This is a genomic window from Corynebacterium phocae (assembly GCF_008693075.1).
Lineage (GTDB): Bacteria > Actinomycetota > Actinomycetes > Mycobacteriales > Mycobacteriaceae > Corynebacterium > Corynebacterium phocae.
In genome coordinates this window covers 1-832 of record NZ_VXKJ01000011.1, presented here as the reverse complement: position 1 = coordinate 832, position 832 = coordinate 1, and the positions used below count along the sequence as shown (strand labels likewise).

General features: G+C 55.5%; 1 pseudogene. It reads left to right on the top strand.

The features are described 5' to 3' along the window. Positions 1-207 (top strand): annotated as a pseudogene (locus F4V58_RS13005) (integrase core domain-containing protein); the annotation flags it as partial. Between the last annotated feature and the right edge of the window lie 625 nt (positions 208-832).

Genomic DNA, 832 nt, shown 5'->3' with positions numbered 1-832 from the left:
CGGCCAGGGCATCCCCAGACGCAAGGCAAAAATGAGCGCAGCCACACCACGCTCATCCGGTTCCTCGACGCCCACCGTCCCACCACCCTTGAACAGGCGAAAGAGCTTATCACCACCTACCGCGAGCACTACAACACCCGACGTGCCCACCAAGGGCTAGGAAAACCTGCCATGACCCCTGAACAGGCCTGGGAGCTCATGGAGCACGCCGAGCCTCAGCCACCCCTAGATCCATCCTATCTGGCAGCCGTAGCGGCTAAATACCGGCGTCAACGACAGCAAGCGGTGACCACCGACCCAATCGTCAACACTGGCGAAAAGCCCGCACCAAACAAGGGCCAGAAATATCGCCGAGCCAAGCAGGCTGAGCTTGACCAAGCCACCAACGCAGACGACGGTGCCGATACCGGCGAGGACCTGCCATACGGCGTAGAAATAACACGCCAAAACCCTGCAGTGTTCTTCCGTGGACGTCGCATCTCGGTTCCCACCAAATATTCGGGCAAATTCTACATCCGCAACGTCACCGAAGATGAACTGACCTACTGGGATGCAGATAACGGAGAACTTATTATGAGGTTTCCTCTGCCACTAATTGGAATCAGCGACAGTCCGAGGTTCATCAATTCCTACAACATCAAAGGAGCCTGGCTCAAAGACCCACCAGCCCACTGGCAACGCAAACACGCCGCAGCCGAGAAGCGCTTTGCTAACCAATCCACCGACCAACAACCCGGTACCTAAAATCCTTCCAGATCCGTGAGCAGAGCTATGACATCGTGTGTGAGCAAAGCTATGACATTGTTCGTTAGCAAGGATATGACATTACACA